This window comes from Bradyrhizobium iriomotense (assembly GCF_030160715.1).
In the GTDB taxonomy this organism is placed as follows: Bacteria; Pseudomonadota; Alphaproteobacteria; order Rhizobiales; family Xanthobacteraceae; genus Bradyrhizobium; species Bradyrhizobium iriomotense.
This window is the reverse complement of sequence record NZ_BSOW01000016.1, coordinates 162,948-189,180: the sequence shown is the minus strand read 5'-3', so window position 1 is coordinate 189,180 and position 26,233 is coordinate 162,948. Positions and strand designations below refer to the sequence as shown.

Annotated in this window: 24 protein-coding genes; 2 read left to right on the top strand and 22 right to left on the bottom strand. The window is 66.5% G+C overall.

Annotated elements, in window-relative coordinates; all coding sequences use genetic code 11:
- Positions 1-9: 9 nt before the first annotated feature.
- From QQL28_RS23520 to QQL28_RS23420, 22 genes are all read right to left on the bottom strand, one after another.
- Positions 10-2,313 (bottom strand): hypothetical protein, encoded by a 2,304-nt coding sequence (locus QQL28_RS23520; protein WP_284269086.1) that lies wholly within the window; start codon positions 2,311-2,313, stop codon positions 10-12.
- 1 nt (position 2,314) lies between these two features.
- Positions 2,315-4,954 (bottom strand): baseplate J/gp47 family protein, encoded by a 2,640-nt coding sequence (locus tag QQL28_RS23515; protein WP_284269083.1) that lies wholly within the window; start codon positions 4,952-4,954, stop codon positions 2,315-2,317.
- Entirely contained in the window at positions 4,951-7,452 is a 2,502-nt protein-coding gene (locus tag QQL28_RS23510; RefSeq protein ID WP_284269081.1) for a baseplate J/gp47 family protein, read from the bottom strand. The genes QQL28_RS23515 and QQL28_RS23510 overlap by 4 nt, the downstream gene beginning before the upstream one ends.
- A complete protein-coding gene (locus QQL28_RS23505; RefSeq protein WP_284269078.1) occupies positions 7,449-7,826 on the bottom strand; it encodes a GPW/gp25 family protein in 378 nt (125 codons plus the stop codon). The genes QQL28_RS23510 and QQL28_RS23505 overlap by 4 nt, the downstream gene beginning before the upstream one ends.
- Before the next feature lie 9 nt (positions 7,827-7,835).
- On the bottom strand, positions 7,836-8,099 hold the full coding sequence (locus tag QQL28_RS23500) for a hypothetical protein (RefSeq protein ID WP_284269076.1): 264 nt from the start codon (positions 8,097-8,099) through the stop codon (positions 7,836-7,838).
- 5 nt (positions 8,100-8,104) lie between these two features.
- Positions 8,105-8,821, bottom strand: a complete 717-nt coding sequence (locus QQL28_RS23495; protein ID WP_284269074.1) for a phage baseplate assembly protein V — start codon at positions 8,819-8,821, stop codon at positions 8,105-8,107.
- On the bottom strand, positions 8,821-9,930 hold the full coding sequence (locus QQL28_RS23490) for a hypothetical protein (RefSeq protein ID WP_284269072.1): 1,110 nt from the start codon (positions 9,928-9,930) through the stop codon (positions 8,821-8,823). Before QQL28_RS23490 ends, QQL28_RS23495 begins: the two co-directional genes overlap by 1 nt.
- 19 nt (positions 9,931-9,949) lie before the next feature.
- Complete coding sequence (locus tag QQL28_RS23485; RefSeq protein ID WP_284269070.1) at positions 9,950-10,222, bottom strand: LysM peptidoglycan-binding domain-containing protein; 273 nt, start codon at positions 10,220-10,222, stop codon at positions 9,950-9,952.
- Between the two features lie 8 nt (positions 10,223-10,230).
- Complete coding sequence (locus tag QQL28_RS23480) at positions 10,231-10,920, bottom strand: hypothetical protein (protein ID WP_284269068.1); 690 nt, start codon at positions 10,918-10,920, stop codon at positions 10,231-10,233.
- Positions 10,920-11,210, bottom strand: coding sequence for a hypothetical protein (locus tag QQL28_RS23475; RefSeq protein ID WP_284269066.1), 291 nt, complete (start codon positions 11,208-11,210; stop codon positions 10,920-10,922). Before QQL28_RS23475 ends, QQL28_RS23480 begins: the two co-directional genes overlap by 1 nt.
- Entirely contained in the window at positions 11,207-13,324 is a 2,118-nt protein-coding gene (locus tag QQL28_RS23470) for an ATP-binding protein (protein WP_284269064.1), read from the bottom strand. The genes QQL28_RS23475 and QQL28_RS23470 overlap by 4 nt, the downstream gene beginning before the upstream one ends.
- Positions 13,321-14,469 carry a Pvc16 family protein gene (locus tag QQL28_RS23465; protein WP_284269062.1) on the bottom strand — a complete coding sequence of 383 codons (1,149 nt, stop codon included), beginning with the start codon at positions 14,467-14,469 and terminating at the stop codon, positions 13,321-13,323. Before QQL28_RS23465 ends, QQL28_RS23470 begins: the two co-directional genes overlap by 4 nt.
- Positions 14,470-14,473: 4 nt before the next feature.
- Complete coding sequence (locus QQL28_RS23460) at positions 14,474-15,304, bottom strand: hypothetical protein (RefSeq protein WP_284269045.1); 831 nt, start codon at positions 15,302-15,304, stop codon at positions 14,474-14,476.
- Entirely contained in the window at positions 15,301-16,119 is an 819-nt protein-coding gene (locus QQL28_RS23455; RefSeq protein WP_284269044.1) for a hypothetical protein, read from the bottom strand. The genes QQL28_RS23460 and QQL28_RS23455 overlap by 4 nt, the downstream gene beginning before the upstream one ends.
- Positions 16,120-16,138: 19 nt before the next feature.
- Entirely contained in the window at positions 16,139-16,648 is a 510-nt protein-coding gene (locus QQL28_RS23450) for a phage tail protein (RefSeq protein WP_284269043.1), read from the bottom strand.
- Between the two features lie 19 nt (positions 16,649-16,667).
- Entirely contained in the window at positions 16,668-18,995 is a 2,328-nt protein-coding gene (locus tag QQL28_RS23445) for a phage tail sheath C-terminal domain-containing protein (RefSeq protein ID WP_284269042.1), read from the bottom strand.
- A gap of 56 nt (positions 18,996-19,051) precedes the next feature.
- On the bottom strand, positions 19,052-19,363 hold the full coding sequence (locus tag QQL28_RS23440; protein ID WP_284269041.1) for a hypothetical protein: 312 nt from the start codon (positions 19,361-19,363) through the stop codon (positions 19,052-19,054).
- A gap of 214 nt (positions 19,364-19,577) precedes the next feature.
- Entirely contained in the window at positions 19,578-20,618 is a 1,041-nt protein-coding gene (locus QQL28_RS23435; protein ID WP_284269040.1) for a sigma-54 interaction domain-containing protein, read from the bottom strand.
- Positions 20,619-20,933: 315 nt separating this feature from the next.
- Entirely contained in the window at positions 20,934-21,824 is an 891-nt protein-coding gene (locus tag QQL28_RS23430) for a hypothetical protein (RefSeq protein ID WP_284269039.1), read from the bottom strand.
- A gap of 363 nt (positions 21,825-22,187) precedes the next feature.
- Entirely contained in the window at positions 22,188-22,430 is a 243-nt protein-coding gene (locus QQL28_RS46185; protein WP_431309635.1) for a GCG_CRPN prefix-to-repeats domain-containing protein, read from the bottom strand.
- 95 nt (positions 22,431-22,525) lie between these two features.
- Positions 22,526-23,395, bottom strand: coding sequence for an urea carboxylase-associated family protein (locus QQL28_RS23425; RefSeq protein WP_284269038.1), 870 nt, complete (start codon positions 23,393-23,395; stop codon positions 22,526-22,528).
- A 74-nt stretch (positions 23,396-23,469) separates the two neighbouring features.
- Positions 23,470-24,738 carry a serine hydrolase domain-containing protein gene (locus tag QQL28_RS23420; RefSeq protein WP_284269037.1) on the bottom strand — a complete coding sequence of 423 codons (1,269 nt, stop codon included), beginning with the start codon at positions 24,736-24,738 and terminating at the stop codon, positions 23,470-23,472.
- A 117-nt stretch (positions 24,739-24,855) separates the two neighbouring features.
- Here QQL28_RS23420 and QQL28_RS23415 point away from each other — a divergent pair, with 117 nt between their 5' ends.
- Both QQL28_RS23415 and QQL28_RS23410 read left to right on the top strand, forming a co-directional pair.
- Positions 24,856-25,800 carry an AEC family transporter gene (locus QQL28_RS23415; RefSeq protein ID WP_284269036.1) on the top strand — a complete coding sequence of 315 codons (945 nt, stop codon included), beginning with the start codon at positions 24,856-24,858 and terminating at the stop codon, positions 25,798-25,800.
- Positions 25,801-25,821: 21 nt separating this feature from the next.
- A complete protein-coding gene (locus QQL28_RS23410; RefSeq protein WP_284269035.1) occupies positions 25,822-26,217 on the top strand; it encodes a GFA family protein in 396 nt (131 codons plus the stop codon).
- Positions 26,218-26,233 lie beyond the last annotated feature (16 nt).

Sequence of the window (26,233 nt, the reverse complement as noted above, 5' to 3'; positions counted from 1 at the left end):
CTCCCCAGCTCAGGTGACGGGAATCACGATCGGCCGCACGCCAATCGGGGTGTATTCGCGCAGGCGGATGCCGACGTTCTTCGATTTGTGGGTGTTGAGCAGATAGCCGAACGCACCCATCTCGTCGTCGGACGGGCCCTGCTCGCGGATGTGCCGGTCGCTGCCGTCAGCGAGCTGCGCGTAGCCCGGCGAGCCGAAGCTTTCGCTGGTGAAGCGCAGCGGGCTCGTGGTTGCGAACACGCAGGCATGGTTCGGCGGAATGCGATCGGCATCGCCGCTGAAGCAACTGAAGCTGATGCAGCCGGCCTGGTTGTCATGCGCCTCGAGCCGGCCGGTCCAGATGCCGCCATTGCCGGTCGCGCGCGTGACGCGCATGCGGCCGAAACAGGTCATGCCGTTGACGATGAGCTCCGGACCCCAATCATCCTCCGGCGTGACGGTCGGTGCGCAGACGGCGAACGCGCCGGGCGTCTCGCCAACACCGGTACCGGCATCGACGATGCTGCCGGAGAGTGTGAGCGTATAGGACACGCCGATTGCAAGCCGACCCGTGATCGAGCGCTCGACCTGGATATCGGGGACCTGCTGGAACGCGGCGAGCTTCGTGGCCGAGGTGAAGCCGAAATCGTCGGTGAGGTGCATCCCGCTCCAGAGCGGCGCGCGGCTGCCGTTGACATCGAGAAAGCCGCCGGGATCGAGCGTGCAGCCGAGCACGTGCAGCTGGTTGAGCGCGGCCCGGCCGATCAGCGGCGCATCGGCCGGAAAGCCCGTGTCCCGTGTCAGGTAAAGTCCTTCGAGCCGCACCATCAGCATGCCCATCATGGCCTGGTCGGCATCCGACAGCGAGACATTGAGCGGGGCGAAGCCGAGCGGCTGCTTCAGCATGATCACCGGCCGCTCGCTACTCGCGGCTCTGATCCATAGCGAGGCCCCGAGCAACAGGACGGGATTGCCACCCTCGCTGCCGATCCCGGAGACGGCCGTCAGATCGAGCTCATGCGTCATGCTGTCGTCGATCTCGATGATCAGCGGCCTGTCGAGCGACGGCAGATCGGCGAGCGCGTTCTGGAGGCCGGCGATGTCGTCGTGGAAGTTGACCCTGCGCAGGATCGCGGTCTGCTCCTGCCATGACGTCGGCGTCGATGGACGGCTGATCGGATGCGCCCCGGTCGGCCCGGAAAAACCGTAGCTTGCCGACACCAGCAGGAACTGATCCAACAGGTCCGCTTCGGCTGCGCCAACACCGAACAGCAGCCGACCGCGATCGGGATCGATGACGATCTCGCTGAGCCGCGGGGGCGGCTGGAGGCCGCCATCCCACGCGCAGAGATTGGCGCCGCGGAACGTCCAGGCGGTGCCGGCGAAATCCTGCGGCAGATGCAGCACCAGACCGACGTCATCGGAGGCGGGCTCGGCGGGACGCTTGGGCGCCGTGGTCTGGTCATAGGTCGTCACGTGGACGTAGGCCTCGGGGTGGCCCGCGACACTGTCCTGCGTCAGCCGCGCCGCCGGCATCGGCCCGGGCACGGCATCGAGGCTGGCGAGCAGCGGCGGGTCCGCATCCGCCGTGAAGCGATGGCTGTTGAACAGCACCATCGGCTCAGCCATCGGATGCAGCTTGAAGCACGCCGCGAACGGCGCGAAACCCGGCTTCCCCACGGTGTTGATCGCGTAGAAGGCCGGCTGGCTCACCGGCACGCGATAGGATTTCAGCCGCCACAGGAAGATCGCAAGATCCGGCAGATTATAGGCGCCGCCCGGCGGCTTGAGATCGACGCTGTGCGCGAACGGATCGAACGGACCGCCGATCAGGCTGAGCAGCGCCGGATCGCGCAGCGTGACCGAGCCGCCGCGCCGCGCCGCCGTGATGTCGGTCAGCAGCGATAACGGCGGGACGCCACCTGCATCGGGCCGCTGATGATTGAGATGCTGCGCCCAGAGCAGGCGCTCGCGCATCTCGACCGCCGAAACGGCCCAGCCCGACAGCGCGAACACCACCGACTCGACCGCGCCGAGCGTGCCCTTGCGCCTGCGGTTGCGCACGGTCCGTGCGACGTCGGCGCGCAGATCGTGCGGATCGCCGGCAAGGTGCGAGGTGCCGACGAGATCGGCGATGTAGGGAATGACCCAGGGATTGCAGGTCTCGATGAAGAAATCGAGATAGAGCGCGGCGATGTCGTCATGCAGCGCGGTCTGCACCCGGTCGATCGCCCCGAGATAGGCCTGGAGCTGGCCGGGCGGATCCTGCTCGGTGTCGCGGATCCGGTAGATCTCCGGCAATCGATCGAACATCGCAAGCCGCGGTGTACCCATCTCACGCCTCACTCACATTGGCCGCCGACAAGCCCAGCACGAGATCCGCTTCGTCGAGCGCCAGCATGCTGTCCGTCGGACATCTGATCGCGCGCCATTCGGCCGACGGCAGCCGGATCCGATGGAATTGGGTCAACAGCAGATGGTCGAGCCCGACTCTCACACTCGTGAGTTCGACCCAGCGCACGCCGGGCGCGTTCTGGATCGCGCCGACGATCTGCGAGCCGTGCGCGCCTTCGCCGAACCGGCGCTGCTGCCAGCTGAACAAGCCGTTCGCCGACGCGCTACCATCGGCGGCCGCGGCGCCGAGCGCTGCGACGATGCCGGCCCCGACATCGTCTTCCAGATAGCTCGCGTCATAGCCGACGGTCGCGGCCATGTGCACTCGCAGGCGCTTGCCCGCCACGACGCGGAGCGGGTAGCGCGCGGCCCCGCGCGCCTGGTCGAGCGCGCGCAGCGTCTCGGCAACGGCATTGGCGTCGGCTGCGCTGCGCGACTGCGTGAGGATCGTGACGGTCACGCATGGGAGACCGGTGGAGATGTCCCACACGGCCGTCGCCTTGAGCACGCCTGCGATCGCCTGCGCCTCGGCCTCGATGTCGGCGAGGCTGACCATGCGCGCCAGGCTCTGCATGCGGCCTGGCGCTGCGATGCGCGCGCTGTCGCCGTCCTCCGGCGCCGCGCCGCCGGTCACGGGCTCCGGCATCAGCGCCTTGTCGATGCCGGCCAGCCGGTCGGCCTGCGGCTTGGCGCCGGCCTTGAGCGGACCGTCGCTGCCGCTGCCGGTGCGGAAGATCGCGGTCACGTTGCCGCGGCCGCTCGGCAGCCGCGCCCCGGTCTTGCCGTCGCCGAACTGCACGAAGCTGTTGCCGCCCGCATCCTCGCGCACGACATAGACCTGGTCGCGCGGCGAGGACGTGAAGAAGGAATCGACGCGCGTCCAGCGCCGGCCGCCGACATAGACCGATAGCTCGGGCGCCTGCGGTGGATCAGACGTCGGCGCGAGCAGATAGGTCAGCGGCGGCTTCGGCAGCGCAAACGTCTGGAACGTCTGCCGCACATCGCCATCACCGAGCGTGATCTGGTCGCCGGTCTTGCCTTCGGTCGCCGCGACCAGATTGCCGTAGACCGTGACGGTCGGCGCGTCGTAACTGAAATCGGCGTAGTTGACGGCCATATCGAGATTGACGCGATGGAATCCCGCGCTCGGCCCGTCGCCCAGAAGGCTCGCCTGCGTTTCGGCAAGCGTCTCTCCGGGGCCTGCGATCAGCACCGTCCGTCCGTCGAGCACGGCCGCATCTGCATCAGAACCGTAGAAGTAGAGCTCTCGGCCGTGGGCAGCGCCGGTCGGCTGCGGCGCGGCGACGAGCGCGAAGGCTTCACCATCGACCTGATGGAACGCGATGTTACGAATGTCGGCTCTGATCGCGGTCGCCCGACCTTCCCTGATCGCGAGCGTGTTGTCGAGCGTCAGCACGATGCTGCCACCGGTCTGCCCGCCCCAGGCCAGCGACCGGTGCGCCGCCGCCACGATGCTGCGCGCGACGACGCGCGAGGCGGAGCTGAATGCCGCCCCGCGCGCGCTCAGCGATGAAAAGAAGATGAAAGGCGCTTCCGTGAGCAGCGTCGTGCCTGCGGTGATCGAGGCGGCGTCGCTGTCGAGCGGCATCTCCAGCGCGGCCAGTTCCGGGTCGACCGAGGACGTGGTCGTGCCGGTGAGACTGCGACCATAGTCGACGCTCTGCGCCTGTGGATGTCCGTCCGCATCCACCGTCATCTGCAGCGCCGGCGCGGCATGGCCGAAATGGCGGTACGACTGCGCAATCTTGTAGGCCCGCAGCTCGCCGGCATTGGTGATGGTTCGTTCCGCCGAGCCGAATTGCGGAAGCAGCGCCACGAATCCGCTAGGCGCTGTATCGAGACAAGTGATGACGCCCTTGGTCTTGACGTAGCGAAGTCCAAACGAGGTCCAGGACTTGTCGACCACGACGATCTGGCTGTGATCGAGGCTGTCGTCATCGGATCGCGCCGCGCCGACCATCAACTTATCGCCCGCCTTGAGCGACAGCGTATCGGCCGCACCCGAGACCACGAACGTATCGATGCCATTGACGACCGACGGGGTGTAGCGCGGACGATAAAGCTGGAACGCGCTCAATCCGGGATAGGCCACGATCGCCGCGCTCGACTCGAAACTGGCCGGCTTCGGCGCGCCGTCGAGCTGCGCCTTGAAGCCGAAACCCTGCGGCACTGCGACCGGAGCGGCGCCGGTTGCCAGCAGTGCAAAGCGCGCATGACCGCCGAGCCCCGGCGCCAGCCGGTAGCCCAGCAGCTTGACGAGATCAGCGACGCTGTCGCGCCATTGCGCCGTGCGCAAGAACGCTTCATTGGCGTAGAGCTGCTGATAGAACGACAGGATGTCGCCGACGATGGCGGCGGATTCGAGCAGCGCGATCGCGGGGTCGTCGGGCTTGCGGTGCGTGAAGCGCGCAAGCTCGGGCGCCGCGTTGATCCGGCCGAGCATCTCGGTCAGCATGTCGGCATAGCTGCCGATCCGGTAGTCGATGGAATCAAGGCCGGCGCGATTGTCGATCACGCGGGGGAATACCGGCGGGCGCTCGCAATCGTGCTGGCAGCTCATTGCCGGCCTCCCAGGATGTCGAACTGGATGCGACCGGTCTCGAGGCGGCTCGGATCGTTGTTGACCTCGATGATCTCGAAGGCTGCGACCGGAATCTTCTCGACGACGTTCTCCGGCATCATGTCCGGCGTCAGCGTCACGGTGACGAGGGCCCCGCCGAGGCCGGCATTCCAGCGCCGCATCGACAGCGACAGCACGCGATCGACGCCGGTGATGCGCAGCGCGCGGCCGATCACCTGGCTCGCATGCAGCGCCTGGCCGAAGGTCCATTGATCCGGATTGAAGAAGCCGGGACGGCCGTCCGGCGTGAATCCGGTGGAGAATTCGTTCTCCAGCACAGCCCAGAGATCGTCGGCCCAATAGTCCGGGTCGGCGCAGAGCGTGAGCTTGATGTCGAGCGGCACATATTGCGCCGGCCGCACCTCGAGATCCTCGCCGATCAGCCGCAGCGCGTCGAGATGATCGGTGATGGTGCGGGCAAACGCGGGATCGAGCGTGGTCCGGCCGAGCGGATCGATCGCGACCCGCACGGTGCGCCAGCTCCCGGTCCAGGCATATTGCGCATGGGCGCGTGCGACGCCGGGAATCTCCTCGGCCCGCGCCGCGTAGTCGGCGAGCGTCACCGCGCGCTTCTGGATCCGCCGATAGGCCTCCGGCACCGCGCGCAGGATCTCCTGCGGCGGCTGCGGCGAGCGGCCGTCGACGACGTCGAGCGGATTCCACACCGCCGATACCGCGGCATCGTCGATGTGAAGCAACTGGTCGGCACCGACATTGCCGCTCTCGCCCTGGCCGAGGCGATATTCGCAACTGACTACGGCATCGTCTGGCAATGCTGCGCCGTTGATGCCGTCGCCGAAGCGGATCCTGCTCACGCCGAGCTCGTCGGTCTCGACGACGAAGTGCTGAGCGCTGCCGTCGCTCTCGATCAGGTCGCTCTGCTCGTCCCAGGCCCCCGCGATGCCGCCGACGGTGACGCGCAGCGTGCTGCGGGTCGGCTCGTCGCCGCCGGGCGCCGTGTTGCGGAACGCCAGCGGCAGCTTGGTCAGCCGCAGCGCGGTACCCCAGGGCTTCTGCTCGGGGCCGATCTGCCTCGTCAGCGCCTCATACTCCGCCGCGTCCTTGCTTTCAAAACTGAAATCATCGGGACTGGCGAGGATGCTGCCCGGCGCGCTGAAGGTCGTCACATGGGGCCGGCCCTGGGTGACGCGCAGGAGATTGCCGTAGAACCGGCTGACGCCGGTGATCAGCTGACCGTCGCAGCGAGTCTGCGTGGCGTAGCAGCGCGTGAGCGCGTCCGCGGCAAGCCAGCGCACGCGCACGAACCAGCGGTCGGCCGAGGTGACCGGATCAGGCCGCGGGTCTTTCATACTCTCCGCGCGCGCCACCGCCCCGCCGAGCGGCAACAACTGCATCACCTGGCGCGCGGCTGGATCGCGGCCATTCACCGTGCCGGTCTCGGGATTGAGATCCTGCTGGATCAGGATGTAGCTGACTATTGCCGCGCCGCTTGCATCCGTCGCCAGGAACGCATCGCGCAGTGCGTCGGCCTCTCCTTGCGACATGCCCGCGACGTTGGTCGTCAGATCGGCCTCGGTGCTACCGGCCTCGATCGCGCTGACCGTCTCGTCCCAGCCATAGACGTCGAGCTGGTTGAGCACGGCAAAGCACGCCTGATCCGCCTCGCTGGCGAAGATCACGGCGCGGGCATCGCGCCACTGATCGCCGGTCCACGCCCCGATCTTGGCGGGCAGCGTATGGTCCATCAAGACCTGGACGGCGAGCCAGGTGCTCGCCTGGTTGCCCTCGTGAATATGGTAGTCCATCAAGCGGGCATAGCGGGCGAGCGACACGCGCTTGCGCGCGGTCGCGAAATACGCCTCGTTCATCACCCGGTCCTGATAGTCGGCGAGCTCGTCCGCATCGGCGGCGATGAGGTCGATCAGCACCTGATCGAGGTCGGCCTCGCTGGTCGGCTGCCAGTTCGGCACGCGCTGCATCATCGCGGCGATCAGCACATGGCGGAAGGAATCGTAGTCGCGCGCGAGATAATCGATCGCCGGTTCATCTGGTGGCGGCGAGAAATCCGACCCGGGTGCGCAATTGAGGTTGAAGCAGCCGGGCCGAAACTTGAACGCGATGCTGGCGAACAGCGGGTCGAATTCCGGCCGCGTGATCCCGAGCGTGTAGGTCGAGTAGTCGCCGATCGGCTCGACGCGCAGCCTCAGCACGTTCGGCGTGGCGCCCGCGCTGACCTGGGTGACCTGCACCTCGCCCGGATTGAGTCCTGCGCGCAGCCGCGTGCCGCCGGTCAACGTGAAATCGGTCTTGGCCGGAAGCGGCGACAGCGCGTTGGCGTTGTAGAACTCGACATCGAGCAGCGCGAAGGCGGGACTGGGCGGCACGTCCAGCGTCACGAACAGCAGCTTCATGCCGTTCAGCGTACCGAGATTGCGCGCCCGCGCCGCCAGAGCCTCGCTGTCGAAGCGTACCGTCATGCCGCCCCCACCTGACGCTGGAAGCGCACCTGTTTGGTCTCGCCGGTCGCGATCACGCTGTAGCGCAGGTCGACATTGAGCGTGGCGTCGTCGGCGGTGACCTCGAGCCGCTCGACGTTGATGCGCTGGCCGAGCCACAGCGACAGGTTCTGCGCCAGCACCGACTTCACCATGCCGGCGGTGACGTCGTCGTTGCGGTTGAACACCATCCGCCTCAAGCCACCGCCGAACCGCGGCAGGAACGGCCGCTCGCCGGAATTGGTGAGCAGGAGCTGGATGATCTCCCCGCGCACGTGATCGTCGAGCGATAGCGGCGCGGCGATCCGCCCGTCGGTGCCGACGCGGAAGGGAAAGGCCATGTGCCGTCCATCCATGGGTCGCTCCTAGCCCAGATCGAAATCGAGATGATGCTTGTGACCGTCCACCGTGTCGTGAACGACGGTGGTTTCCAGCGCGGCCAGATTGTCTCGGAGATAGCCGAGCACGCCGTTGGCGATCGCGACGAACAGCACCTGGCGGTCGCGCTTGCCCTGATCCGGCAGCGACTGGCCGAAGGCCGCCGGCCACGCGACCTGCATCGCCTGGTCAATGGCCTCAGCCATGCTGTTCGCCATGTCGTCGATGCTGCCGGGCTTGAGCTGACCCATCGTCGTTACCCCGTCGTGACCTTGACCGAGAGCATGTCCGGCGTTGCCGGCGGAAACGGCTGCACCGGAATCATCGGCGTCACGGGAATGCCGAGACACGTCTCGCCGGCATGCGTGTGGGTGGAGAAAACCGTGACGAGATTGTTGAGGTAGCTGAGCAGGCTGTCGCCGAACACCAGAGGATGCGTCGAGCCATCGACGAGCTGGATCTGCGGCGCCTCGACCACGACCTTGGCGGTGGCCTCGACGCGCACCTCGCCGTCATTGGCCTTGATGGTCACGAGATTGTTGCCGTTGCCGTCGGACAGCGTCGCCGTGCTGCCGTCGTCGTCGAACGCGAGCAGCAGACCCTTCTCGCTGCGCCAGATCTTCAACGGCGGGCTCGCCGCCGATCCCGACTGGTCCTGCGGCGGATCGTTGCGCCCCCACCATCCGCCGGTCCAGATCGGACGCGACGGATCGCCCGCCTCGAACTCGACCCACACGCCGGCGCTGGCCGGCGGAATGGCGAAGAAGCCGACGCCGGAACCGGCATAGGGCGCGCAAGGCAGCGCCCAGGGCGACACCACGCTGCCATAGACTTCCGGCACCCGAACCTTGATGCGTCCGAGCTGCTCGGGATCGTCGACGTCCTCGACGGTGCCGCGATATTTGCCGTAGAAGCGCTCGCGCGCCTCGCTGGCGAGTTCCACAACCACGCGCTCCATGGTGCCGCCGTCCATCAGATGATCCCTCCGGGAATGCCGCCCCCGCCGCTGCCAGAGCGGGCGTTGCGGATCAGGGCGAAGTTCTGCTGATAGCTCGCGTCGGTCAGCTTGTGACTGACGCGGCTGACCACATAGTTGCCGCTCAGGCGGCCGCCGATGCCGGCGACGCTCACGACCTGGTAGGGCTGGATGATGCCTTCATAGAGGTCGTTGTTGAGCTCGCCTTCCGCGCTGTAGGCGAATGCGGACAGGTCGACGGCAGCCTGCGTCGCCGCGTCGATGTCGGCCTGCTCCTCGCGCGTGCGCGCGAGCATCGCGGTGCCGGTCGGGTTCAGGACGCCGTGCAGCGCCTCGTCGCCAAGCGGGGCGAGGCTCGCGCTCTCGGCGTCGCTGGTCAGTTCCGAGGTGTCGGCGATGGTGACGCTGCCGGCCTGCGCCTTGAGCGGCCGCAGCGCGTCGAACTCGACCGTGAACACGTCGATGTTGCGATCGGGTCCAAGCAGCAGGATCTCCGGCAGCCCGCTCGGATCGAAGCTCGGGCGCGCAAACACGCCGATGCTCTTGCCCGGCCGCGGGCCCGGCTTCACATAGGCCCACATGCCGTTACGCCGCGCGAGCTGGCGCAGCAGCTGCATATTGGTGCCACGCTGCACCACATAGCGCGTCAGCGCGCCGCCGTCGGCCGGCGTGTCGTCGACCTCGGAATCGAGGCCCGGCTCCTCGATCAACGTCCTGGCGATGTCGCTCGCGCCCCTGTCCTCGAATACGACGACTTTCTCGTCGCGATTGAGCAGCACGCTGTCGTCGTGCACCACCAGCGTCACCTGGCTGTCGTCGGGCTCCGCCTTCAGCGCGAAACGCTGCGCCACGACGGGCCCGTCGATCAGCGGCACGAAATCGCCATCGCCTATCTGCACCTCGATACGGATGCGGTGGAACGGGGCGGAGAAATCGTCGTCCTGTCCCGACCACACGCCGGAATCATCGGTCGACACCGGCAGATCGAGCTCCGCCTCCGCGACAAGGCCGATGGCCTGATCGATCCGGATCTCCGTGAACTGATCGATCCGCGCCTGCTCGACCGGCGCATTATCGAAATAGAGGCGGTATTGCACGTCGGCCATGGTTTTCAAGCCCGGGTTCTCAACTCTTGGGGACCGCAATGACGCGTCCGGCGACGCGAACGAGCTCGTCCGCCTCGAATTCGGTGTTGGCGTCGGCGATGTGCCAGTAGCGCGTGGCATCGCCGTATTGCAGGTCGCAGATGACGTCGAGGCGGTCGTGCCCCTGCACGGTGAAGGGATCGCCCACGACCGCGGGCAGGCGGCGCAGCTTCACGGCAACGACCTCGTCGCCGCTGCGGTCGTGCGCGATCACGGTGGGGAGGCCATAATAACGGGAGTTCTTCAAAAACATTGATGCCTCTAGAACGGGATGATGTCGACGGCGAGCACGGCCGCCTTCGCCAGGTTGAGCGTTGCCTGCGTATCCTTGATCAGGTTGGTGTAGGTGAGCGCACCGTTGGCCACGACATCCTTGGACGGCGGCGCGCTCGCCACTTCGAGGCCGAGGCTGACCTCGGCCTGTACCGGGTTGAGCAGGAAATCGAATTGCTGCTCCGTGATCGACATCGTCTTGAGCGTCACCGGCAGCACGCGGGTCGGCCCCCAGATGAAGAGCAGTGTCGGCACTTTTTCGCGCGGCACGCTGCGGGTGGCGGCTTGCGCGCCGCCGCCCAAGGCCGCGCCGACGGCATCGATCGCCGCGCCGATGAGGCCGCCCGGCGTCTTCGGCGGGTAGACCATCTTCTCCAGCGCCGCGAGTTGCGGCGCGATGCCGAACAGCCGCGGCACGACGGACAGCGCATCGCCGCGACCGAGATCGTCGGCGGCGGAGAACTGCGCCGTCACGCTGATGCTCTCGGTCGGCGGTGCCGAGGCCTTGCCGGTTTCCGTCTTCTGCTTGCGCGAGGTCGGGGTGATCGCGGGTGGCGGCGGAATGTTGATCGTGCGCGAGAGTTTCTCTGGGTTGAACTGGAAGATCACGATGTTCGGGATCGGTCCCAGAAAGGCACCGCTGTACTCGACCAGGGCTCCGCGCATCAACAGGGCCATCACACGTCCTCCGTTGCAGCGGTCGGACGAGCGAACGCCCGGTCGAGCTGGGCGATCAGGCGGTCGGCGATCAACGTCGCGAGCGCCGGTGCGTCGAGCCGCGCGGCGGCGTCGACACGGCCGAGATCCAGGTTGCCGAGAGCAACGGGCGCGGTGCCCGCGATGTCCGGACGCCATCCCGCGAGCCGCTGGCGCAACAGCGCTTCGAGCTCCGTCGCGGCCGATTGCGCCGCCGCCGGCGAGACACCGAACAGTGTCAATTCGATGCGGTCGATGTCGATCGTGCTCATGTGTCCCTCACGAGATCCGCGTAGCGGCCGAACTGCCCGGGGGTTGAGATGCGATCGAGCTTGTCGAGCTCGCGCCGGATTGCGACGAGGACGTCGGCCATGGTGAGCCGCGCGTCGCTGTCCTTTGCGGCGCGGCTGAGACAGGCGTTGAAGGCCGCGGAACGGATATGCCCGCCGGCAAGCTCGAATTGACCGGCCAGGAAGCCAAAATCGAGATCGCCGACGTCGACACCTCCCGGGAATACCTGGCGCCAGATGCGCTCGCGCTCGGCCAGCCCCGGCAGCGGAAACTCGACGACGTAGCGCAGGCGGCGCGTGAAGGCGTCGTCGAGATCCTTGCGGCGGTTGGTGGCGAGGATCGCCAGGCCCTTGAAGCGCTCCATCCGCTCCAGCAGGTAGCTGATCTCGATATTGGCGAAGCGATCATGGGCATCCCTGACGTCGGTGCGCTTGCCGAACAGCGCGTCGGCTTCGTCGAAGAACAGGATGCTGTCGCTCTCCTCGGCGGCATCGAAGATGCGCGCGAGGTTCTTCTCGGTCTCGCCGATATATTTGTTGACCACCTGGGACAGGTCGATGCGGTAGAGCGGCAGGTTCAGCGCCTGTGCCAGCGCCTCCGCAGCCATGGTCTTGCCGGTGCCGGACGAACCGCAGAACAAAACGGAGAGTCCGCTCTCGTTCCAGACCCGCGCCGTGCCCCATTCATAGTGCACGCGGGTCAAGGCGCGCATCGCATCGGCGATGGTCTGAAGCTGCGCGGCCTGTTGCTTCGGCAGCACCAGCTCATCCAGCGTGAAGCGCGGCACCACGGGCTGCGTCAACGCGCCCATGCGGCCGCCCGCCTCGGCACGGCACAGCGCGATCAGTTCGGTCGCGCTCAGGGGTCCCGGCCGTGCGCGCAGCATGTGCGCGACATTGGCGAGCGGGCGATCGTCGAGCCGGAAGCGCCGGGCGGCCTCCCGCACCGTCCCGTCGAGTGCCGCCGCACGCGAGCCGAGCGCCGCGGTGAGTTGCGCGACGCGGTCGGCATAGTCGGGCGCTGGAAGACGAAGCGTCGGCAAGATGTGGCTTGCAGGCGGCTCCGCCATGCCGTCGCCGACGGCCACGTAGCAGCGCACCGGCTGCGACAGGCTGGCGGCGAACCAGCACTCGGATGTCGCCGCGTGACCACGGCTCTGCCAACCGTCAGGGACGACCAGGTCGACGTCACGGAGCCAGCACAGTGCCAGCACGGCCTGCACATGCGCGCGATCGGGCGGCAGATGAGCCGCGAGCGTGACGACACGCCGTCCATGCGATGCTGCAAGCGCTGCGGCCCATCCGGCAATGTCGGCGCCCCGCGATCCCGCCAGCGCAACGATTTGCAGTGCCGACGGTGGCTCTGTCGCGAGGCGCGCCACGAGGCCAAGGGCCGTGTCGGGGAGCCGCCTGCCCGCCGCGCTGACCGGAACAAGGCCGGCCGGCCCGCAGCTTGCGGGATCGGCGAGCGCGCCGACGAGCATCGGCGACAGATCGAGCGGCTGCATCCAGTCGGTCGTGTCATGGCCATCGATGGCACCACTGAGAAGACCGTAGCGCCGCAGCGGATGTGCTGGATCGGCGCAAGCCGTCACCGCGCGCGGCTCGTCCCACAGGCGCTGCGCCAGCGCGAGCGTCGGGCAGGTGCGCGACGGATCGTTGTGGCAGCACGCGAAGACCGGACCAAGCGCGGCGTCGAGACGCGCCGCCAGCGCGAGCGCAAGCACGAACTGCGCGGCGTCATCGAGACCGGCTTGCCGCGCAATCCAGTCCCAGCTCCCGCTTGCCTGTGACGCCGCCGGACGTGCCGCGCCGGCGAGCCGCTCGCTGAGATGCCGCGCCGCGACGTCGGTGGCGAAGAAGGCGCGCTTGTCACCGATGTAGCGCGTCAGATCGAGGCTCTCGGCAGCAGAATCGGCGAAGGGGGGCATGCCGCCCGCCGACGGCCTGCCCTCGCCGCGCAGATGCCAGCACCACGCCACTTCGCGGCGCAGCCGTAGCGTCACTTGATCGAGCCACCACGCGACACCGGCATCGGCAACGCCGAGATCGGGATTGAGCAGTACGGCTCTCGGGACTGCAGCGATCGCGGTCATGACCAGTTCACCGCGATGGCATCGTCAGCCTGCTCGCCGTTGACGCGCAGGATGATGCGATAGGTTCCGGGATCGAGCGCTTTTGCAATGGGCACGTCGATGTCGAGGGCATCCTGGGTTGCTGTCCCCGGCGCCTCGAACATCGTCGCAGAATCGCCATCGCCGAAGAAGGCAATGAAGATCGAATCGCCGGGGCCGCCGAGACGGGTCCCCGTGAGACTGAGATGACCAAACAGGCGCGGGTCGGAGGCAGAGACGGCCGTGAGCCCGCTTGGCGTCGCTGTGGCGAGCTCAGGCAGAACATGCAGCAGCAGCACGTTGCTGCTGATGGTGTGACTGGCGAAGGGACGGCTTACGATCACGGGGTAGGCGCCGGCGGAGAGCGTAGCTGCGGCTGAAATCGTCGCGGTCACGTCGCCTCCCGGCGCCGGGCTTGCGGCAAGCGTCAACGGGCCGACCTGCACCTGATCGACCTCGCCCAGGTCGTTGCCATCGAGCGTCAACGTGACGGGAAGTGTCGTGCGCGCGGGCACGATCGTCTCGAGGCGCGGCCCGAGATTGGGCAGCACCCAGACGCCGGTCTGGTCATAGGGCGGCGGGTTCGGCAGCGGCGGCCCGACCGTCTTCACCAGCGGCGCATAGGACGACGGCTGGTCGCCCATGATCATCACGGGGCGGATCTGGAACGCCGCCGAGACGCGGTACTTCTCGTCGGAGCCCTGCATCAGCTTGGACAGCAGCTCGACGTCGGCTTCGTCGAAGGTGATCTTCAGCGACTCCGGGTTCTGCGCCAGCTCCTTGGTCGTCGGACGCAGGAAGTTCAGTTCCTGTAGCGCCAGGATTCCCCGCCCGAACAGGGTATGCGCATCCGTGCTGTCGCTCTCTTTTTGACCGTCAAACGCCGTCAACAAATAATACAGCACGAGCCAGATCGGCGGTTGTTGACCCGGATCGAGCGGCAGGTTGCGTAAGGAGGCGTCGAAGCCGATGCGATAGAGAAACAGATTGAGACGCGGCCCGTTGCTCTTCGCCGCCTCTTCCGGCCGCCCGACCGAGACGGCCATGCTACTGAGGCGCGCGCTGATCTGTTCCTGCAGCAGGCCGCTCACCGCACCGATCGCTCCCTGGCTGTCGACGAGCGGCATGGCGTCACCACGTCCGCAGATAATGACGATGCGGCGCGAAGCTGGCGCGCGCCGGTGCTTGCGGCGCGGCAGCCTGCGGCGGCGCATGAACTTCGAGCGTCACGACACCGATGCGGACCTCGACGGAGCGATCGCGCACGGCGGATCCACGGGGCGCTGCTGCGATCGCGCGATCAGGCCGCCGTGCCGACCCATCGCGATCGTCGCGGCTGCGTGCATCCGGCGCGCGCGACAGGGACGCCTCGACGCCTTCCTTGCTCGCCTGCACAGAACCCGGCCGTGACAGGTGCATCCGCGCCGCGGCCTCGCCCGGCCCGTCAGGTGCCGCGCGGGATTGGGTGCGTGGCAGCACCTCGAGACCAGACTTCTCGGCGATGGCAGATTCGACGACGGCCAGCCGCGATGGTCGTCCGCGCGACGCGGTCGCGGCTTCCGCCGGCGATCGAGGCGCGTCGGATGCGATCAGGTCCATCTTCATCGACGAGACCTCGTGCACGATCTCCCGCGCTTCGGATGAAGCCGGAAACTCCATCGCCGTCCACTCACGCGGCGCGGGCGCTATCGTCTCTCGCGCGACATCGCGCGAGTCTTTGTCCGGCGCGACGCGGTCATCATATTGGCTTGGCTGGTTTGCGGACGCGGCCGCTTCCGTTGGTTCGGCGCGCGCGCCCACCGAACTTGCGGCCATCTGCGTGTTCGTCGCCGGCGCGCCGGCGGCCGGCAGCTCGACGATCGACTCTAGGGAAGCAGCGCCAACGATCGCATTCGCCGCCGCGGCTGCGCGCGGCGATGCCACGGAGCCGACACGTTGTGCGAGACGGCTGAAATAGGTCATGCCACCGTCTCCCGGTCGATGCGGGCAAGATAGGCGCGGCGCCGCCATGGCGGCAGCGCAGCGATCGCAGCTTCGCTCCAGTGATAGGCGCCGGCGAGCCTGTGCACGTCGTCGATGAGGTGCTGCTGCTCCACAGAGCACAGACCGAGCAGCCAACCTTCCAGATCGAAATCGATGACGTTGGCGTGGCCGCAGCCCGGACATAGCGCCTGCAATTGCAGCACGGTCAGCGGATCGACCTCGGCGAGCGCGTCGGCCAGCGGACCGAGCCAGTCCGGCGGCAGCCGCCAGCCCGGCGCCGGTGTCTCGCCGTCGACATCCTCGACAAGCATCGTCGCGATCGCGCACGCATCGCTTGCGTTTGCGTGCCAGGCACGCGCGTCATCGCCACGCGGCAGGCGCGCCGTGACCAGATGTCCGTCGAGAGACCGGCAGGTGATGGCGTGCTGACGCGGCGGCGCGGCGAACGCCTCGAGTGGAACATCGATCTCGATCGCCACCTTGCAATGCGCACATCGCGTCTGCCAGGGCGGGTTGGTCGCGCCGCCCGCAAGCACGACCGCGATCAGTCCCTGGAGACGCTCCGCGAGCGTCCACGCCCAGACCGCGCGGGCCGCAGCCTCGCGATCGGCAATACCGTCGAGACACACCGCAAGCACGGACGTGACCACCGCGGGGCGGTCGGCGTCGTCGAGGCGAATGTCGAGGTCGCCGCCGGCAAGGCCGAAGGCCCGCATCCTGTGCTGGCGCCCCGGTGGGCGCGCTTGACCGGTGACGTCCAGGCTTTGCTGAGATGATCCATGCCCGGCTTCCATCGGACTGTTCCAGGCTTTCTCACTGCGACTGGTCGGGCTCGGTGGTCGCTTCGTCGCGCTGCCAGCCTTCGAGCTCGACCTTGATATGCTCGATCGCAACCGCATTGGCGTTGGCGTCCAGATCGGGCACTGCGGCGAATTCGCTGACCCAGCAGTTGAACATGTGGTAGCGCAGCGCCACCTGCCCCTTCTCGTTCATCACCTCGAGGGTGAGGTCCTTCTTGTAGCCGTTGAGATCCATCGCCGGGTCGCCCTGGAACGAGTGGACCTTGTTGGCCCATTTCTCGAATTCGAGATCGTGGGTGATGCCGCGCTCGAGCGTAATCGCGTCATAGCTGCTGCGGCCCGGGGATTTGTGATCGTAGCTGTTCTCGCCGCCGCTGCGGTGCTTGACGACCTCGGTAGTGCGCTTGAGCGAGCCCACCTTGGAGATGCCGAGCACCGGCTTGCCGTCCCACAGGACGCGGAATTTGAAGTTCTTGTAGGGGTCGACGCGCGTGGCGTTGACGACGAAACCGGTATTGGCCATGGGTTAGTCGCTCCGGTGCTCAGAGTTGGCCAGCGATCTGCTGGATGCCGATGACGACGAATTCCGCGGGCTTCAGCGGCGCGAAGCCGACGATGATGTTGACGATGCCGTTGTCGCGGTCGTTCTGCGTCGTGGTCTCGGCGTCGCATTTGACGAAGAACGCGTCCTTCGGGCTCGTGCCCTGGAACGCGCCCTGGCGGAACAGCGACATCATGTAGGCGCCGACGTTGAGCCTGATGTTGGCCCATAGCGGTTCGTCATTCGGCTCGAACACGACCCATTTGGTGCCGCGGAACAGCGATTCCTCGATCATCAGCGCGAGCCTGCGGATCGGGATGTACTTCCATTCCGATGCCAGTTGGTCGGCGCCCTCGAGTGTGCGCGCGCCCCAGCTCACGCGGCCGATCACCGGGAACGAGCGCAGGCAGTTGATGCCAAGCGGATTGAGCTGCCCGTTCTCGCCGTCGGTCATGTTGACGGTCAGGTCGGACACCCCGCTCAACGTCGCCTCGATTCCAGCCGGCGCCTTCCATACGCCGCGCGAAGCGTCGGTGCGCGCCATCACGCCGGCCATCACACCGCAAGGCGCGAATGGTTCAAGCTGGCTGTCGCGGAGCGGATCGGGCGAGATGATCCGAGGGAAGAACAGCGCCGAGTTCGGGCTGCGTGCGAGGCCGAAGATCGAACCGTCGACGCCGGTCGGCGCCGTGAGATCCGAAGGCTTGTCCCAGTCGGACAGGGGATCGACGAGGAACAGCGCGCGCCGCTTCGTGCAATAGGCGTCCGCCGCCGAGCGCGTCTGCCCGCTGATGTCATCGCCATCGTCGAGGGTGAGCGGCGGAATGCACAGCAGGTTGAACAGGTCGGCCTTCTCCAGCGCCCAAAGCCCCTCCTTGGCGCCTTCGAGATTGGGGTGAGAGATGTCGTCATCGTCGATCGCCGCGCCGTCGTCGCCATTGGTGAACACGCCGGCAGCAAGCGGATCGGACCGCGTTGCCGACGTGGTGCCGACACGCACGAGGTCCGACCGGCCCGCCAGCACCTTGTCGACGAATTGCGGCGAGGCGCTCGAGATCGAGACGTTGAGGAATTTCTCGGTCCGAACCGGCGGCGCGGTCGCCGCAAGCGTCGGATCGACTTCGTTGATCACGAGATTGAACAGGTTGGGATCGGCAGGATCCCGGGTCTGCAGATCGACGGTGGCGCGCAAATTATTGCCCCACGCGCCCGGGCTGGCCGCGACCAAGACAGGTCCGCTCGCGCCGGAATCGACACCGGCCCGCGTCGTGCCGAGTGCCGCCGCGTCGAACACGTTGCCGGCTGCGGCGAAGGTCTCCGTCGTGGCGATGCTGTTGCCGGCGATGCCCACCGTCTTGGCGGTCAGCGTCAGGTTGTTGCCCGCAAAGGCACCGGCTGAGACCGTCGGATGAATGGTCGTGGCCGCAGCGTATTGCGTGCCTGGAACGCCAGTGCGATTTATCGCGGCGGCGACATTGGCCTGTGTGTCGGCGAGGCTGGCGCCGATGACGGTATGACCGTCTACATTGTCCACGCCGGAGTCCGCACCGTGCCGCGTGGTGCCGATCGTCGCTGCGTCGAAATGGTTGCCGGCCGCCGCGAAGGTCGCCGTTGTCGCGATGCCGTTGCCTGCCGCCCCGGCAGCCTTGGCGGTGAGCACCATGTCGTTGGCTGCAAACGACCCGGCCGAGACATCGGGATTCACCGTCGTCGAGGCGGCGTAGTCGACGCCGGCATTGCCGGTCAGGTTGATCGCTCCGACGATGTTGGCCTGCGTTGCCACAAGGGTGGCGCCGATTGCGATGTTGCCATCGACATCGGTCAACACCGCCTGGAAGGTGTAGGTCTTGCTGCCAATCGTCATCGTCTCGCCATCGGCGGGATTGGCGGCAAGCGTCAGCTTGCCTTGCGCGGCGATCGCGGCGGGATCATCGAACGTGTAGACCTTGGCGCCGATAGTCATCGTATCGCCATCGATCGGATTGCTGACAAGCGTGAGCGTTCCCTGCGCGGCTACACCGCCGCCTGGCAATGTCAGCGTCGCGACGCCGTCGCCGACGGCCGGCTTGTGATAGACGCGGACGATCAGCGCATCGGAGCCGCCGTTCTGGAAGAACTGCTGGACCGCGTAGGACATCGAGCTGTCGAGCGACAGGCCACCGAAGATGCGGACATAGTCGCCGAAGCCGAAGATCTCGACCGGCTCGTTGACGTCGCCGCGCGGCGCGCGGCCGATGAAGGCGGTGATCGAGGTGGCGACGCCCGTGATGGTGTGCACGCCGCTCGGAAGCTCCTGAATGTAGACACCGGGATAGCTCACCTGGACCATTCAACTCTCCTCACGGCTGTTGCCTTCATGGGCGTGTGTTGCGGACGCGGCGGCAGTCAGCCGGACGGGCCGGCGCGGGCATAGATCACGGTGCCGTCGGCGAGCACGATGCGCGACAGGCGAACGTTCTCGACGAGATAGTCGAGTGCCTGCTGCAACTGGTCGAGCGAACCGCCATGGCCCTCGAGCCACCATTGCTGGATGCCGTCGACCGTGTCGCCAGCCTCCGGATGCTCGCTCAAATAGCGCTCGATCAGATTAGCCATCAGCATGATCTGCTCGTCGGGACCGGCCACGATCGGAACCTCTCGCGGATTCCACGCAGCCCGGTGCACGCGCCGTGCCAGCGACGCGCGCGCAGGATTCATTGAGGAATTTGCGCACGCGTGATTTCTTTTTGCCTCATGCATTGCGTCGCACCGCCTCGCCATCCGCGCGCGTTGCGATGAGGCATTTCCGACCCGGTGTGGAGGAAATGACTCAGGTCGTGCGTGAGGAGACGATGACATGCGGATGCCGCGCGCACGCGATCGCGCGCCTTGCGGGATGTCATCGTGGAACGGAGGAGATGAGCGAAGGAGCTCAGCGGGCAGGGCTGCGGAAGCTCACCATGTCGAGGCCGTGCTTCTTGACGAGCTTGTTGAACGCACCGCGATCCTTCTTCGCAAGCCGCGCGGCGAGCGAGATGTTGCCGCTGGTGCGGGCGAGCATTTCGTTGAGATAGCTGCGCTCGAACTCCGCGACCGCGCAGGCCTTGGCGAGCTTGAAGGTCTGGCCCTTGGGGGTCTCGCGGGCGCGTAGTGCCGGTAGCGCCTCCACCATCGGCTCGATCGACACCATGTCGCCATCGGCGCGCAGGAACTCGCGCAGCATCAGGTTTTCCAGCTCGCGCACATTGCCCGGCCAGGCGTAGAACGGCAGCCACGCCGCGGTATCGGGATGCAGATGCTTCCGCGGCCGGCCATGCTGCTGGGCGAAGCGGCCGAGCAGATGCTCGGCGAGATCGACCACATCGCTGTCACGCTGCCGCAGCGGCGGCATCCGGAGCGACACCACGTCGAGGCGATAGTAGAGATCCTGCCGGAACCGCCCGGCCCGCGCTTCCATGGCGAGATCGGCATTGGTGGCGGCGACGACGCGCACATCGGCCTTGATCTGCCGCTCGCCGCCGACAGGACGATACTGGCGGTCCTGGAGGAAGCGCAGCAGCGTGACCTGCGCCTTCTGCGACAGGCTGTCGATCTCGTCGAGCAGAAGCGTGCCGCCGGCGGCCTGCGCGACCAATCCCTTTTGCGCGGCGTGGGCATCGGTGAAGGCGCCGCGCTCATGGCCGAACAACTCGCTCTCGACGAGCGAATCCGGCAGGCCCCCGCAATTGACGGGAATGAAGGCGTGGGCCGAACGCCCGCTCAGATAATGCAACGCGCGTGCGACCAGTTCCTTGCCGGTTCCGGTCTCGCCCTGGATCAGGATCGGCGCGTCGCAATCGGCGTAGCGGCAGATGAAGCGAAGCATCTCGATGAAGGCAGGCGAGCGGCCGATCAGGTTGAAGGACGCGAAGGCGCGGATCAGCGCGTCCGGCGGGTCGCTGGGCAACGGCAATTTCGGTCGATGGATCGCCATTCGCGCACTTCCAACCGATAAGACAGGACGTCGACGAAGCGGCTCTCGAAGCCGTTCTCCTGGTGCGCCCAGCTCAGCCCGTCAGCCTCTTCGCAGATGAAGCTGATTTCCGGGCCTTCACGTCGCTCTGTCGAACTTTGCCCAGAATTTCTTCAAAACGGGGCAGTTCGTCCGACCGCGATCAAATCCGCCGATCGCCAATATGTATCAATTCCAGATTGAAAAGTTCAACTGTGGTTGAGGGGTGGAATGACCGGTCCGAATCCGCGATGCGGACCTGGTTGACGGCGAACGTGCTTTCGTTGCACGCCATCCTTACTTCGCCCTCTCCGCCGCGGGCGTCTCCTGCGCCGCCAGTTGCACGCTTTCCGGCTTGTGCGGCAGGATCGGCTCGACGACGTTGAACAGCAGGAAGTTCTTCGCCCGGTCGAGCGGCGTTCGCGGCAGAACGCGCCAGAAGCGGCCGTCCGGGGGCGCGATGCAGCGGGGATTCATCGAGACGCCGTATTTCAATGCCGCGCCCGCGAACAGGCGCCCTCCCTTGTCGACGACACTCTGGTCGCTCTGGGATTCGACCGCAAGCTTCACGAGGCTCTTGATTTCGTTCGACGAGGCCTTTGCGTTCGCGGCGAGCTTGTCCTGCGTGTCCCTATCAAGCTTGTATTCGGCGGTCGCCTGCAGGATCTTCTGCCCCTGGCACACATAGCCTCCGCCATGGAGATACTGCATGGCCACCTCGTTGCATTGCGGCTTGCTCATCAGCTTGGTGAAGATCTGCAAGTTCGCACCGAGCGGAATTTCCTCGATCATGACGTCGTTCAGCGAGGCGCGCACCTTCACGACGTAGTCCTTGTCCGCGCTGCCGCTGACGACCCAGCCGAGATCGATCTTCACGCCGGTGTTGAAGCGTCCGTTGCGTTCCAGGTTTTCCTGCATCTCCCAGCTGCGCGACGATACGACCGTGCCATCGAGGTCCGCCTTGTCGGCGTGGCAGATCGCCTTGAATTCCTTCACCTCGGGATCGACATAGTAGAGCGACCCGACCTCCATGAGATTGGACGGCGGATTGATCGGCACGAAGCCGTAGGTGCGCAAGGTGTCGCCCAGCGGATCCTCGCTGCCGGACATATCCCAGTAGTACAGCGCCAACGGAACGGCCACGGTCGCCACCGTCGCCGCGAGCGCAAACTTCGTCATGGTGCGCATGACTACCTCCCGCCCTGGATGTTCGTGAGCCTGTCTATCGGCCGGGGCAGCAAGCCGACCCGCACGGGACATAGCCCACGGGACAGGCGAACACCGGCGCGAGGCTGCAGCTCGTTGCCGAAATCACGACGAGCAGTCCGAGGATCCTGACGATACGCATCACGCTTCTCCTGGTCGTATCCGGCCCGGATCATCGCGTCCGGGCATACATCCCTCCCCGCGCGTTCAGCCTATGCGCGATACCCGTTGAGGTCGTGTGAGGCCGTTCACACCCGCGACGATAAACCGCACCTTCACGAACGCGCGCATCCCTTCGGGCTGCGCGCTCGGAAACGCCAACCTTCGTTTCAAAAGGGGACAGGCCTAGTAGCTGGCGAAGCAGGCGCGTTTACGCGGGCTCCAGGTGTAGCCGGATGGACAGGGCGGCCGGGGCTGCGCCCCCGCGGGGCATTCGTTCCGGACGGGCGCGCTGCTTCCCCATCCATCGGCGACGCAGGCCCCGAAGATGGTGGCGTGGCAACCGGGGCCACATCCGTCAGCGGCGGCGGCAAGACCAACGCCGGCAACGGTTACGGTGAGCAAAGCGGTGACGAAGAGCGCTCTCATGGTATCCACCCTTCTGGTTGTCTCCGGCCTCCGGTCGTCGGCAGGGCCACGGGAACTCGGAATGACGCGCATACAGCGGCTTTGGTTCCCGGCGGTCAGGGGTTACCGGGCGCGCCGTGGCTGCGGCGATAGGTACTCGGCGACGGCCAGCTCCAGGTGCCGAGTGTCGTCCGGTCCGGCTCGAAGATTTCGATCTTGAGCGGATGACAGGCCGCGACATCGCTTGAATGCGTCGCGCTGCAATCGCCGCCGGGGCACGCCGACAGCGCGCCGAGCAGATCGATCTCCGCGAAGAGCTCGATAAAGTCGCCGGGACGGACGGGACTGGCCTTCATGAAATACTGGTGCGTATCCGCCGTGAAGCCGGTGCACATGAAGACATTGAGCACGTCGTGGACGTGTTGCTCGACAGCACGCGCGTCCGTCTTCAGTTCGGCGGCCAGCGCCCGGGACAGGTTGGAGTGGCAGCAGAAATCGTAGGACGTGCCGCTCAGCAGCAGGTTCGTATAGGGATCACAGCGCGTGCCGATGACGTCGTGGATGCCGGCGCCATCCGCGTCGAAACCGTACCAGCCGAGCGTGTCATGGCTGATGGTCGCCATCGGCCTCAGCTGCGGCATGGTGCTCCAGAGCCGGTCGCCGGTACCGACATGCGTTGCGTGAAGCGCGCGCGTCTTTCCGCTGAAGAAGCGCTCGGAGAGATCGTGAGCGTTCCAGAGATTGAGGTCGCCGACCTGCGGGCCCTCGATGCTGACAATGCGGAAGAACTGGCCGCGCGCGACGCGAAATGCGCGGGCATCGCGCGGCGGCACCACAATCTCCTGCGTCTTGACCATCGTCTGCCGCGCAGACTCCAGGATGGCCATGTCGGGCCTTGGCATTGAACCTGCGGGATAGACGACGGTCGGCTTGGCCGCCCGGCGTGAGGTTGCGTCGGCGGGGGCAGATGGAGTCTTGGCAGACATGATTGACCTCGAGATGAGCGCAAAGCGCGATCGCACTCGCAGATGATGCCGCAAGCTTGCCGCGCTGTAAAAGATCAGGACTGCCGCAATGCGCGGTAAACTCCGTGCTCGAATTGGCGATAGGCGTTCAGGGCTTCGCGGTCCGCGAAGGGCAGGATCTGCATCATGATGACGCCCGCGAGGCGCTTCGCCGGATCGATCCAGTAATAGGTGTTGAACAGGCCGGCCCAGGTCAAGCTGCCGGCGCTGCGGCCATCCGGGACGGGATCGAGGTTGATCATATTGCCGAGCCCCCATCGCAGATGGGTGCCCGGAAAGAAGTTCACGTCATTCGAGAGGGCCGGATTGGTCGTCTTGAGGATGCCGGCCTCGAGATTGCCGATCTGGTTTTCGGACATCAGCGCAACCGTCGCAGGCTGAAGGATGCGATTGCCGCGCAAGACTCCGCCGTTGAGCAGCACCTGTAGCAGGGTCAGATAATCGGACGCAGTGGAATAGATGCCGCCTCCACCCAAGAATACTTTGGGCGCAACCTGCTTTTCCAGCGGCTGGACCAGAAGCTTGCCCTGGGCATCCCGCACGAACAGGCTGGCCTCTCGCGCGCGCTGCGCGTCGTCGAGCGCGACGACGGTGTCGTTCATGCCGAGCGGACCCGTGATGTGGTCGCGGAAATAGCGTTCGAGCGGCTCGCCGCTCGCGATCTCCACCATCCGGCCGACGCGGTCGAGACTGCCGCCATAGGCCCATCTTGCGCCAGGCTCGAACATCAGCGGCATGCGCGGCAGGTTCTTCTTGCCGCGCGCGAACTTCAGATAGCGACCGACCTTCGGATCCCAGAGCAGATAGCTGAAGCCGGAGGTATGCGACAACAGATGCCGCAGCGTCAGCGGCCTCACGGGAGGATGCAGCTGCGGGGCCCCCTTCGCATCGAAACCGGCGAGCACCTGAATTTCAGCCAGCGCCGGATCGATATTGGCGGCCGGCTCGTCCAGATGCAGCCTGCCCTGCTCCACGAGTTGCAATGCCGCGACCGATGTCAGCAATTTGACCATCGAGGCGATACGGAAGATCGTGTCAGTCGACATGCGCGAGGCCGCATCGCCGTTGCGCAAGCCGAAGGCGCCCTCATAGAGCACCGACTGCTCGTTCGCCGCCATCGCCACCACGCCGGGAATCTTTTGCGCGCTGACGCCGGCTGACAATGCGCCGTCGATTTCCCGGCTGCGGAGCGGCGCCAGCGACGATGCCGCCCGGCCGGGCACAGGGACGGAAGCGGCCATGCCTGCGGCCGCAAGCCCCACAGTCTGCAACAACGCATCACGCCGGCTGAGCGGACCCCACATGCGGTTTCCTGGCAGCTGATCCGGATTCTGATCTAGTATAGCCTCAACAACCCCGGGTCGCATGCCCCGAGGTGACATGATGAGGCTGATCAGCGCATCGGCCAAGGGGGAACCAGGATGCAAGTCGCCGGCCTCGTCCTTCCCGTATTCGCCATCATCGTCACGGGCTGGCTCGCCGGTTGGCTCGGCTACATCTCGCGGTCGTTGGCCGACGGCCTCGTGCATTTCGCCTATAACGTGGCGATGCCGGCGCTGCTGGTCGTCACCATCGCGCAGGAGCCGGCGAGCAACCTGCTGGAATGGCGCTTCCTGTTCGCCTTCGGCGGCGGGTCGATGCTGTGTTTCGCGCTGGTCTTTCTCGCCGTTCGCTTCGCCCTGGGACATGACCTCGCCTCCAGCACGATGCAGGGCATGACGGCAGCGATGACCAATACCGGCTTCGTGGCGCTGCCGGTCCTGCACTCGATCTACGGACAGCCCGCCGTCCTGCCCGCCGCCATCGCGACCGTGTTCGTCGCCGCGGTGATGTTCCCGGTGACCGTCATCCTGCTGGAGAGTAGCGGCCGCGGCGCACCGGGCGCGGCAGCCCCCTTTGCGCTCGTGAAGCAGATCGTGTTCAACCCGATGGTGCTCTCGACCCTGATCGGCCTTGCCTGGGCGATCACGGGCCTGCCGATTCCTGCTCCGCTCAAGGCCTATCTGAACATCTTCGCGGACGCGCTGACGCCGTGTGCCCTCTTCGCCATCGGTCTCGGCCTCTCGATCGAAGGCGTGCGCGCGAACCTCAAGGCGTCGCTCGTGCTCGCGGCCGTCAAGCTCGTGCTCATGCCGCTGCTCGTATACGCACTGTGCGTGGCCTCTAGCCTCAACCCCTTCTACACGATTGCCGCCGTCATCTGCGCCGCCGTGCCGACGGCGAAGACGGCCTACATCCTGGCCGGCGCCTACAAGGTCGAGCATGCGCTGGTCGCAGCCACGGTCTCGATCACGACGCTGCTCTCGGTCGCAACGCTGCTGGGCTGGCTTTACGCGCTGCAAGGCCTTGCGGCCAAAGCGGGCTAGGATGGGAATGAGGAGACCATAATGGCTGCGTTCAAGGGAAGCTGCCTCTGCGGCGAAGTCGCCTTCGAGGTCGAAGGCCCGTTCGATCGCTTCCTGAACTGCCACTGCTCGCGCTGCCGGAAGGTGACCGGCACCGCGCATTCCTGCGAGGTAATCGTAAAGGCCTCCGCACTGCGATGGCTGCGCGGAGAAGCATACGTCGCGCGCTACGACCTGCCGACGGCGCGAAGCTTCGCGACCGCCTTCTGCAAGATCTGCGGCAGCCCGATGCCGCATCTCACAAGAAGCGGCCGCGAGGCGATCATCCATGCCGGCGCGTTGGACGAGCCGCTGGGTGCGACGCCCGATCGGCATGCGCAATGGTCGTCGCGCGCGGACTGGTATGTGCATGGCGATGGGTTGGCGGTGGAGGAGTGAAGCGCGCATCGCGCCC

Coding starts and splice junctions, on each gene's coding strand:
- QQL28_RS23475 (WP_284269066.1), bottom strand. CDS start 11,210: ATGAGCACGATCGACATCGACCGCATCGAATTGACACTGTTCGGTGTC.
- QQL28_RS23510 (WP_284269081.1), bottom strand. CDS start 7,452: ATGACGGTACGCTTCGACAGCGAGGCTCTGGCGGCGCGGGCGCGCAAT.
- QQL28_RS23425 (WP_284269038.1), bottom strand. CDS start 23,395: ATGTCTGCCAAGACTCCATCTGCCCCCGCCGACGCAACCTCACGCCGG.
- QQL28_RS23450 (WP_284269043.1), bottom strand. CDS start 16,648: ATGGCCAATACCGGTTTCGTCGTCAACGCCACGCGCGTCGACCCCTAC.
- QQL28_RS23435 (WP_284269040.1), bottom strand. CDS start 20,618: ATGGCGATCCATCGACCGAAATTGCCGTTGCCCAGCGACCCGCCGGAC.
- QQL28_RS23430 (WP_284269039.1), bottom strand. CDS start 21,824: ATGCGCACCATGACGAAGTTTGCGCTCGCGGCGACGGTGGCGACCGTG.
- QQL28_RS23445 (WP_284269042.1), bottom strand. CDS start 18,995: ATGGTCCAGGTGAGCTATCCCGGTGTCTACATTCAGGAGCTTCCGAGC.
- QQL28_RS23520 (WP_284269086.1), bottom strand. CDS start 2,313: ATGGGTACACCGCGGCTTGCGATGTTCGATCGATTGCCGGAGATCTAC.
- QQL28_RS23500 (WP_284269076.1), bottom strand. CDS start 8,099: ATGGGTCAGCTCAAGCCCGGCAGCATCGACGACATGGCGAACAGCATG.
- QQL28_RS23480 (WP_284269068.1), bottom strand. CDS start 10,920: ATGGCCCTGTTGATGCGCGGAGCCCTGGTCGAGTACAGCGGTGCCTTT.
- QQL28_RS23485 (WP_284269070.1), bottom strand. CDS start 10,222: ATGTTTTTGAAGAACTCCCGTTATTATGGCCTCCCCACCGTGATCGCG.
- QQL28_RS23490 (WP_284269072.1), bottom strand. CDS start 9,930: ATGGCCGACGTGCAATACCGCCTCTATTTCGATAATGCGCCGGTCGAG.
- QQL28_RS23505 (WP_284269078.1), bottom strand. CDS start 7,826: ATGGATGGACGGCACATGGCCTTTCCCTTCCGCGTCGGCACCGACGGG.
- QQL28_RS23470 (WP_284269064.1), bottom strand. CDS start 13,324: ATGACCGCGATCGCTGCAGTCCCGAGAGCCGTACTGCTCAATCCCGAT.
- QQL28_RS23460 (WP_284269045.1), bottom strand. CDS start 15,304: ATGACCTATTTCAGCCGTCTCGCACAACGTGTCGGCTCCGTGGCATCG.
- QQL28_RS23495 (WP_284269074.1), bottom strand. CDS start 8,821: ATGGACGGCGGCACCATGGAGCGCGTGGTTGTGGAACTCGCCAGCGAG.
- QQL28_RS23465 (WP_284269062.1), bottom strand. CDS start 14,469: ATGCCGCTCGTCGACAGCCAGGGAGCGATCGGTGCGGTGAGCGGCCTG.
- QQL28_RS23410 (WP_284269035.1), top strand. CDS start 25,822: ATGGCTGCGTTCAAGGGAAGCTGCCTCTGCGGCGAAGTCGCCTTCGAG.
- QQL28_RS23440 (WP_284269041.1), bottom strand. CDS start 19,363: ATGAATCCTGCGCGCGCGTCGCTGGCACGGCGCGTGCACCGGGCTGCG.
- QQL28_RS23515 (WP_284269083.1), bottom strand. CDS start 4,954: ATGAGCTGCCAGCACGATTGCGAGCGCCCGCCGGTATTCCCCCGCGTG.
- QQL28_RS23420 (WP_284269037.1), bottom strand. CDS start 24,738: ATGTGGGGTCCGCTCAGCCGGCGTGATGCGTTGTTGCAGACTGTGGGG.
- QQL28_RS23415 (WP_284269036.1), top strand. CDS start 24,856: ATGCAAGTCGCCGGCCTCGTCCTTCCCGTATTCGCCATCATCGTCACG.
- QQL28_RS23455 (WP_284269044.1), bottom strand. CDS start 16,119: ATGGAAGCCGGGCATGGATCATCTCAGCAAAGCCTGGACGTCACCGGT.
- QQL28_RS46185 (WP_431309635.1), bottom strand. CDS start 22,430: ATGAGAGCGCTCTTCGTCACCGCTTTGCTCACCGTAACCGTTGCCGGC.